The 8,392-nt window shown below is 63.6% G+C and carries 10 protein-coding genes and 1 tRNA gene; 6 read left to right on the top strand and 5 right to left on the bottom strand.

Annotation, left to right across the window (positions count from 1 at the left end; genetic code table 11):
* Nucleotides 1-1,450: S10 family peptidase (locus WA702_RS07035; RefSeq protein WP_425109808.1), on the top strand; the 1,450-nt coding region annotated here is incomplete at its 5' end.
* A 221-nt stretch (nucleotides 1,451-1,671) separates the two neighbouring features.
* On the opposite strand, the gene WA702_RS07040 is transcribed toward WA702_RS07035, so the two are convergent.
* On the bottom strand, nucleotides 1,672-3,063 hold the full coding sequence (locus WA702_RS07040) for a serine hydrolase domain-containing protein (RefSeq protein ID WP_425109809.1): 1,392 nt from the start codon (nucleotides 3,061-3,063) through the stop codon (nucleotides 1,672-1,674).
* A 130-nt stretch (nucleotides 3,064-3,193) separates the two neighbouring features.
* On the bottom strand, nucleotides 3,194-3,748 hold the full coding sequence (locus tag WA702_RS07045) for a tetratricopeptide repeat protein (protein ID WP_425109810.1): 555 nt from the start codon (nucleotides 3,746-3,748) through the stop codon (nucleotides 3,194-3,196).
* A 384-nt stretch (nucleotides 3,749-4,132) separates the two neighbouring features.
* Here WA702_RS07045 and WA702_RS07050 point away from each other — a divergent pair, with 384 nt between their 5' ends.
* The 4 genes from WA702_RS07050 to WA702_RS07065 all read left to right on the top strand — a co-directional run bounded on the left by WA702_RS07050 (nucleotide 4,133) and on the right by WA702_RS07065 (nucleotide 6,643).
* Entirely contained in the window at nucleotides 4,133-4,531 is a 399-nt protein-coding gene (locus WA702_RS07050; protein ID WP_425109811.1) for a hypothetical protein, read from the top strand.
* Between the two features lie 205 nt (nucleotides 4,532-4,736).
* Entirely contained in the window at nucleotides 4,737-5,192 is a 456-nt protein-coding gene (locus WA702_RS07055) for a hypothetical protein (protein WP_425109812.1), read from the top strand.
* Nucleotides 5,193-5,451: 259 nt separating this feature from the next.
* Entirely contained in the window at nucleotides 5,452-6,165 is a 714-nt protein-coding gene (locus WA702_RS07060; protein ID WP_425109813.1) for an outer membrane protein, read from the top strand.
* A gap of 238 nt (nucleotides 6,166-6,403) precedes the next feature.
* Nucleotides 6,404-6,643, top strand: coding sequence for a hypothetical protein (locus WA702_RS07065; RefSeq protein ID WP_425109814.1), 240 nt, complete (start codon nucleotides 6,404-6,406; stop codon nucleotides 6,641-6,643).
* 101 nt (nucleotides 6,644-6,744) lie between these two features.
* Here WA702_RS07065 and WA702_RS07070 read toward each other — a convergent pair whose 3' ends face one another.
* Entirely contained in the window at nucleotides 6,745-7,002 is a 258-nt protein-coding gene (locus WA702_RS07070) for a hypothetical protein (RefSeq protein WP_425109815.1), read from the bottom strand.
* 350 nt (nucleotides 7,003-7,352) lie between these two features.
* Between WA702_RS07070 and WA702_RS07075 the strand changes: the two genes are divergently transcribed.
* Entirely contained in the window at nucleotides 7,353-7,460 is a 108-nt protein-coding gene (locus tag WA702_RS07075) for a glucose transporter (protein ID WP_425109816.1), read from the top strand.
* A 69-nt stretch (nucleotides 7,461-7,529) separates the two neighbouring features.
* On the opposite strand, the gene WA702_RS07080 is transcribed toward WA702_RS07075, so the two are convergent.
* Together WA702_RS07080 and WA702_RS07085 are read right to left on the bottom strand one after the other, a co-directional pair.
* Nucleotides 7,530-7,949 carry a hypothetical protein gene (locus WA702_RS07080; protein WP_425109817.1) on the bottom strand — a complete coding sequence of 140 codons (420 nt, stop codon included), beginning with the start codon at nucleotides 7,947-7,949 and terminating at the stop codon, nucleotides 7,530-7,532.
* A 237-nt stretch (nucleotides 7,950-8,186) separates the two neighbouring features.
* A tRNA-Thr gene (locus WA702_RS07085) sits at nucleotides 8,187-8,261 on the bottom strand.
* Nucleotides 8,262-8,392 lie beyond the last annotated feature (131 nt).

The raw sequence follows: 8,392 nt of genomic DNA on the forward strand, positions 1-8,392 counted from the left end.
GCCCGGGCCTGCGCGCCCCGGCCCGGGCGGCAACCGCGCCGCCAGCACGCCAAGCTCGCCTTCAACCGCCGAGCAGCACAAGCTGCCGCCCGATTCCACCACCAAACAGACCATCGCGCTGCCGGGCCGGACCCTGGCCTTCACGGCGACTGCGGGCTCGATCCGCCTGTTCGACGACAAAGGCGAACCGCAGGCCGACGTCGCCTACACCTCCTACCAGCTCGACGGCACGGACCGCGCCAAACGGCCGGTCACCTTCCTGTTCAATGGCGGACCCGGCGCATCCTCGGCCTATCTGCAGCTCGGCAATGCGGGGCCGTGGCGGCTGCCGATCAATGCAGACAATGTGACGCCGTCGTCTGCGCCCGAGCTGCAGCCCAATCCCGACACCTGGCTCGATTTCACCGACCTCGTCTTCATCGATCCGGTCGGCACCGGCTACAGCCGCTTCGTGGCCACAGGCGAGGACGTCCGCAAGCGGTTCTTCTCGGTCGATGGCGACGTCAATTCGCTCGCGCTGGTGATCCGTCGCTGGCTGGAGAAAAATGATCGCCTGACCTCGCCGAAATATGTCACCGGCGAGAGCTATGGCGGCATTCGCGGCCCGAAGGTCGTGCGCAATCTGCAGATGGAGCAGGGCATCGGCGTCAAGGGCCTGATCCTGATCTCGCCGCTAATGGATTTCCGCGAATTTTCCGGCACCAGCCTGCTGCAATATGTTGCGAGCCTGCCGAGCTATGCCGCGGTGGCGCGCCAGCTGAAGGGGTCGGTCACCCGCGCCGATCTGGCTGATGTCGAGCGCTATGCCAGCACTGATTTCCTGCTCGACCTCATCAAGGGCGAGGCCGACTCCGCTGCGACCAATCGCATCGCCGACAAGGTCGCCGAGCTCACCGGCATCGATCAGCCGATCAGCCGCCGGCTCGCCGGCCGCTTCGACATCAATGAATTCCGCCGCGAGTTCGACCGCCGCGACGGCAAGGTGACCGGCCGCTACGACGCCTCGGTCCTGGCGCTCGATCCGTTCCCGGATTCCAGCTTCGCGCGAATCGGCGATCAGTCCGGAGACGCGTTGACCGGGCCGTTGACCAGCGCGGCAGTCGACCTGACGACCCGGAAGCTGAACTGGCGGCCGGATGGCTCCTACGAGTTGCTGAGCGGCGCGGTGGGACGAGCCTGGGATTTTGGCCACGGACAGAACCCGCCGGAATCGACTACCCAGCTCCGGCAGATCCTGGCGCTCGATCAAAACATGAAGGTGCTGATCGGACACGGCCTGTTTGACCTCGCGACGCCGTATTTCGGGTCGCAGATCGTGCTCAACCAGCTGCCGGCCTTTGCCGCGCCCCCACGGATCAAGCTCGTGGTCTATCCCGGTGGCCACATGTTCTACTCCCGCGACGGCGCGCGCCAGGCGTTCCGCGGCGAGGTCGAAGCGCTGATGAAGTAGGAAGCGGGTGGCCGTCCTGCTTGGCAATACGGCAGCCTCGGACTCGGTTCACCTCTCCCCATCGGGGAGAAGTCGATCGCGAAGCGATCGGGTGAGGGGGCTCAGCTCCAACGAGAGACTGTAACCCCTCACCCGGATTGCATCTGGCGATGCAATCCGACCTCTCCCAATGGGAGAGGTGGATCTCTACTGCCGAACGATCTCGCCAATTCTAGTTTGCGCTAGGCGTCCTTCCGCCGGGCACGGCCCTTCGGATATTTGCGCTCCATCTCGGCGCGGACGACGCGCTCGGGGCGTAGCTGAGCACCGGCGAGCCAGATGCCGGTGATCGCGCCGGTCTTGCTGCGCACGCGGCGCACCGGCTCGCCATGGCTGGCATAGCCACCGGATTCGACGATCCGCCCGGTATCGCGACCCGTGACCTCGATCCGGGTGGCATCCATGAATGGATTGATCAGTTGCGGGTTGCCGACCAAGACCTGCTTCGCCATCGGCACCAGGTCGGTCGCACCCCAGAGTGTCCACCACCGTCCATTCCAGTCGCGGGTGCGGCGGGAGGCCGGGCCGTGGGCCTGGAACGCCTGCAGGATGAACATCACGCCGTTGACCCAGACCGGTGCCCAGCCATCCAGGCTGTTGGTCAGCACGGTCACCGCGAGCTCGCGCGCCGGGATCACCGCGGTCCGCGAGATATAACCCTGGAAGCCGCCGCCATGGCCGAACCAGTCGAGGCCGGCAGTCGCGCCGCTCATCAGCGCCAGCCCGTAATAGGCCTCGAGCTCCTGCGGAATCCGCCACTGCCTGCGGACCATCTCGCGGCGGCTGCCGACTGACAGCAAGCTCTTCCTGGCATTCGGCGCCAGCTGCGCGAAGAAGCGGGCAGTGTCGGCGGCGGTGGCGACGAGGCCGGCGGCCGAGGCGATCGCATGGGTCGGATTGTCGCCGGGGATCACGACACGCCGGCCAAGCAGCGTCTCCGCGGAATGACCGCGCGCGAACGGCACCGACTTCGCCAGCAGCGTGGCATCCGGCGCGGTCTCGCGCAGACCGACGGGTTCGATAACCTCGCGCTGGATGAAGTCCGCATACGGCTCGCCCGCGATCGCCTCGATGACGAGGCCGAGCAGCCCGTAGCCGTGATTGGAATATTTGAAGCGGGTGTTGGGATCGATCGCCGGCGGCAGCGCGAGTTCGGCGCGCAGCTCGTCCGCCGTGAGATAGGACCTGGTGTCGGTGAACTGACCGGAATCATGGCCGTCGCGCATCAGCCCCGCACTGTGCGACAGCAATTGCGTCAGAGTGGTCGTGCCAACATCTGGATGCAGGTCCTTCACGTAGGTCCCGACGGGATCGTCGAGCTTCAATTGCTTGCGCTCGCGCAGGCGCATGATGCCGGCGGCGGTGAAAGCCTTGCTGTGCGAGGCGATCCGGAAGCGATGGCGCGGCGTCAGTTTCTCGCCGCTGTCGAGATTGGCATTGCCGAACGCGGCCTCCATGACGATCTCGCCGCGATGGGCGATCGCGATCATGCAGCCGGGTTGCCGGGACATCCCGACTTGGAATTGCAGCCAGTCCCTGACGTAATCGAGTGCCCAGCGCAGCCAAGCATCCACGTTGCAATTCCCCCGCAATGATTTTGGTGAAACCGATCTGAAGGCGAGTGCCGCTATTGCCGACAAAAGAAAAATGGCGCAACCGAAAGGTTGCGCCAAGTTTGCAGACTGGACTGAACGCGATCTGTTCTTAGTAGACGAGGCCGGTGCCCGGCTGCTGCTCGAGAGCCGCGGACAGCGAGCGATATTCCTTGCTGTCGGTGCCGGCAAGCTGCGCCACCTTGTCCAGGTGATACTGCGCCTGTTCGCGGTTGCCCTGTTCGAGCTGCCAGAGGCCGTAATACTGCCAGGTGCGCACGTGGTTCGGATCGTCCGCCAGCGCCTGCTCGTAATATTGCTTCGAGGCCGGATAGTTGCCGAGCTTGCGGTAGGAGTAACCGATCAGGTTGGCGACGTCGGCGACGTCCTCACGATGCAGCGCCTTGAGCTGATCGATCGCAGTGGCATAGTCGCCGTGATCGTAGATCGTCGAATAGGCCGTGCGGTAGGCGGCAAGGAATTTCGGATCCTCGATGCTCGACGTCTTGCCGGCTTTCTTCTTGCCCTTGGTCGCCCCGGAATCGGACGCCGGCGGCGAGGGGGTGTCGCTGCCCGCGGCATACGCCTTCGACAGCAGGAACGGCCCGGAGGCCACGGCCATCGAGAACATTGCCAGCATGGCGACCTTCATTGCAGACTTTTTCATTCATCTCTCCCGAGTCGATTGGCGATCCAACAGGTACACTGCGAAAACGAACCTCCACAGTGCTAAAATATTCCCGGAGCTTTACGCGGTTTTTGCGCCGCGATCTGTGCATTATACCGGCAGGAAGGTGACAGCCCTTCTGACATTCTGGTGTGGCGCATCCGATGATCGGAAATGTGTTCGGGCGGCAAGGACGCCTATTCCCAATGCACGGACTGGGACGCCGCATCTGGTCGCAAACCTGTACGCGGGTTCATCCAGATGAACGCAAGCCGGTGCGACGCTTCAGAGTGGGTTCAGTGCCGGACTTCTAGTCTCCGCCAGATGATCGAGAGCCCTGGGCCATCCGGCCCGCTCTTCCAGATCCTGACCAAGGAGACGACCATGCTGAAGAAGATGTCCGTTGCGCTGCTCGCGGCTTCGATTCTGGCTGCGCCTGCGCTGGCCGCCGGTTCGGCGAAGACCACCGGTATCGCCAACCCGACGCAGACCGCGTCGACCCCTGCGAACAGCGGCGCGGCGAAGACGGCCGTGGTGAAGTCGACCTCGGGCAGCCGCCATCTGCGAAAGGTGGCTCGCCATCATCGCGTGAAGCACCGTCACGTCGCGCATCGCCATCACAACAAGGTGAGCACGATGCATGCTTCGGCGAAGTCCCACGCGCACGCCAAGACCCGGCTCGGCCTGCACAAGACCGGCCACAAGGTCGGCTTCAACAAGGTCAGGAAGACCGGCACCAAGCTGAGCTTCAAGCGCGCCACGCCCGCGACGCACCGCGGCTAAAGCGACCCTGGTCACCCGGCGCGTCAATCACGCGTCGGGGGCGGGACATCGCACGTGCCGAAAGATGTCGTAGGTGCGGTCTTTGCGCATCCATAGTGAGGAGTGCGCGGCGCGTCTCGAACCATGAGGCCGGGAACAGCCTAGCCTTGCCGGGCACCGGATTTTCTTTTCCTGTCAAATTGTCTAGAAGCTGGGCGACGGTGGTTTGGGATCTTTCGCTTCGGACGAACAGGGCTTGGGGATTTCTGCACGATATCTGGCGCTTTTGCTGCCGCTTACGCTGGCGGGCTGCCTGACCGACAGCGACGATAGCGGCCGCAGCCTTTCGTTCACGAGCGACCGCGGCGTCGCCAGCCAGCCGTTTCCGAGCAACTACCGCACCGAGATTCCCGCTTTCATGAGGAATTATTTAACCGAACCGGCCGGCCTGCACGATACCGCCATGGCGGATCCGGTGCAGCGGACGATCGGTGGTCGGCTCCGTTATGTGAGCTGCCTGCAGTATGCGGTCCGCGAAGCCGACGGCAGCTATCACGCGCCGCAGGAAGTCGCCATCGTCTATGTCGATGGCCGGCTTGAGCGGGCGGCAGAGAACGCCAGCGAGCTTTGCGCTGGCGCGACCTATGCCCCGTTCCCGGAACTGGCGAAGCTGAGCCGATAAATCCCGGCGCTGGGCAGCCGCACGCCGCCACACGTCGATCACAATCGGGGGAGCGGCCCGACCGATTGCCGCCGCATCGCGACCCATCATGGGGCAGTGGCCATGCTTTAAGAAAAATTCGCGAAGCGTATGGAACAAAAGGACTTTGTTGCCTACTTACTACACGGGCGATGTCTTCACAGCTGCGTCAGGGCACAGGGCAACCTAAATCCGGCCACGTTGTTCGATAGATGTCGCAACTGACCAACGGGGACTTCCAATGAAAAGAGTTTTGCTGAGTGCCTTAGCCTTTTCGGCGTTGGCCGTCCCGGCATTCGCGGCCGACATGCCGGCACGCACCTATACCAAGGCGCCCATCTACACCCCGCCGCAGGCGATCTATAACTGGACTGGCTTCTACATCGGCGGCCATCTCGGCGGCGCGTTCTCTGAGAGTAGCAGCCTGGAAGGCAATAATGGTCGTTTCCTCGGCGGCGTGCAGGGCGGTTTCGATTACCAGTTCGCGCCGAGCTGGGTGGCGGGCATCGAGGCCCAGTACAGCTGGATGGATCGCAACACCACCAATTTCGGCTTCCCAGGCGCGACGGTGATCTCGTCGACCGGTGCCAACCAGCTCGGCTCCGTCACCGGCCGGCTCGGTTACACTTGGGGTCCGGCCTTGCTGTACGCCAAGGGCGGTTACGCCTGGCGCGACGGCAACGGGCTCGGCGTGAACGTCGGCGGCACGCCGGCGGCCTTCACCACCGACGGCAACCGCAAGGACGGCTACACCGTTGGCGCCGGCCTCGAATACATGTTCGCACCGAACTGGTCGGCCAAAGCCGAGTACCAGTATTACAACTTCGGCCATACGACCTTCACCAGCGGTCCGGCGCCGATCGTGGGCAGCCGCTTCAACAGCGACGAGCACACGGTCAAGGTCGGCGTGAATTATCGCTTTGGCTGGGGCGGGCCGGTCGCCAGCAAGTACTGATGCCCGCGTGCGCCGGATGTCCGACGATCGATGTCCGCTGATGCTGCCTTGCTCAACCTTCGCATGAAATGAGCGCGCCCGTGTCCGATGGCCGCGGGCGCTTGCGTGTGAGGAGCTAGCTTGCGCAAGCGATCGCGCCTGACTCACGCGCTACAAAATTTTTTCAAAGCTTCGTGAAACTTTCGCCATCGATCGCTATTATGTGTTGGCCGGTTGCCGGTCTGATGGATAACCCCAAATGCGTATCTTGGTGTCGGTGCTGATCCTGTCCGCGGCTGCCTTGCCGTGCTCTGCTCAAACCATCCTGAAATCCGAACCGCTGATGCTGGCCCCTTACGAGGTGGCGTTCGTGCAGAACGCAGCCTGTCCTTCGGGCAAGGTGCTGAAGGTCACCGGTGCGATCCGGGGGCTGAGCCGCAAGAAAACCTGTGTCGTCGTGCCAGCCGAGCAGGCGTCGCTGAGCGTCGCGACGCCTTAGTCTCGCTCTGATCTGCAAGATGCGGCTGCCCCGTCGGGACAGCCGCCATTGCCGTAGCGTGTCGGCCGTCGTGGCCGAAGCGTCATCGCGCAGCGAGCGCGTCATCGCGCAGAGAGGAGGACATCGAGCTGCAATTGAAGCTCGGCATCGACCCGGTTTTGCCAGGGATCTTCCTCCGGCTCGGCCGCACAGGCCTTGATCTCGTAGTCGTTGTCCAGACGCAGATGGACGGCGGAGCGCCGTGCACTGGTCGTGACGTCCACCACCAGTCCGCTTTCGCGCGCGAGCCTCCAAACATCGGCCTCGGTCGGATAGGCCTTGCTCAATTTGGCTTCGTCGCAAAACAGCGCGTAGGGCATTCCGAACGGCTCCGTGGACTCGGGTGTTAACCCGAAGATGAACAGGGGTTGCAGCGACAGGCAGGCGGGGCTGGGGCGGGAAATGGGCCTTTTCGGCTCTGCTGCGGCGGCTTCGAAGCTCCGATCGGTACCAATATGCGTTGATCGCCGGAATTCCAAAAACCAAGATCGTACAGGCGCTTAGGCTGAGTCGTGGTGCTCCGATTCCAAAGCTCGCGGATGCGGCCGCGGGCCAAGATGTGGGCGAACTTTGGAATCGGAGTAGCACGATCCAAATCGTAAACGAGTCCTAAATTTTTCAAAAAAGAATCCCTGGGACTCCCGGCCCAGAATCGCCGGATGGTTAACCCATGGGAACCGATCTCCATACCTTCTGCGGACGCACGCAGCTGACCCTAGTCTTCGGCCTGCTGGCGGCGTTCGTGGCGAATCTGGCGCTGCTGTTCGCCTGGCTCTGACGGCGAGAGGTGTGTTTTCCGGCTGCGCCCGACGCGCGCGGAGGGAAGCCCGGAAATCGGAGACGGCGGTTACTTGTCCGAGTCGCGGACGTCGTTCATCGAGGCCCGCAGCCGCTCGAGCGTCGAGCTGAAATACTCCTGGCGCTCGCGGTTGAAGCGCTCCTGGTTCGCGCGGAAGTTGGCGACGCGGCTGCGGATTTCGGCCTGCATGTCCCGCTGCAGCCCGAGCTGCGCGGTGATGCTGGTGAACGGATGGCCGGTGATCGACTCCACGATTGCAGCTGCTGGCGGCTCCGGCGCTGCCGTTGCGGCCGATGGCTGCGCCGCGGCAGGTGCCTCCGCCCGCCGCTCCAGCGGCTTTGGCGCCGCGGCTGTGGTCGGCGAAGCGGGCGGCGCGAGTTGCGAGAAGTCAGCGGGTTTGCCGGTGACCGACTGTACGAACGCCAGCGTCTGCGCAATCAGCGCATCGCGTTCTTCCCGCCAGGACATGGTGCCCATCCCTCAACCCTCGGTCACAATTGCAGCAAACTCGCGGAATGAAATCAAGCCACAGCCACGATGATTTCGTCTCAAGACTTCGTCGGCCGAAAGCCAGTGAATGTTCAGATCGCCCGCGGCCGCTGCCCCATATGTGGCCGTCTCGCGGCGTGCGCAGGTGCCACAACGCGGATCGGCAAAAAAGGTTGCAGCGGTTGTAACGTTAATAGCGCGGTAGAGACATACCGCTGGTGCCGGCTGAGGGGATTGAACCCCCGACCTTCGGTTTACAAAACCGCTGCTCTACCGCTGAGCTAAGCCGGCAAACCCACCGTCAGGATGAGCCGCCCGGCAGTTCATCTTGCACTGAAGCATGAAACGGAGGCGGCGCGCGCCGTTCCTATCAGAGTTGGTGGCGCGAAGCTACCACCGTCGGGCCCGATCGCCGGCGTGAA

Origin of the sequence: Bradyrhizobium sp., assembly GCF_049798375.1 — a bacterium.
GTDB lineage: Bacteria > Pseudomonadota > Alphaproteobacteria > Rhizobiales > Xanthobacteraceae > Bradyrhizobium.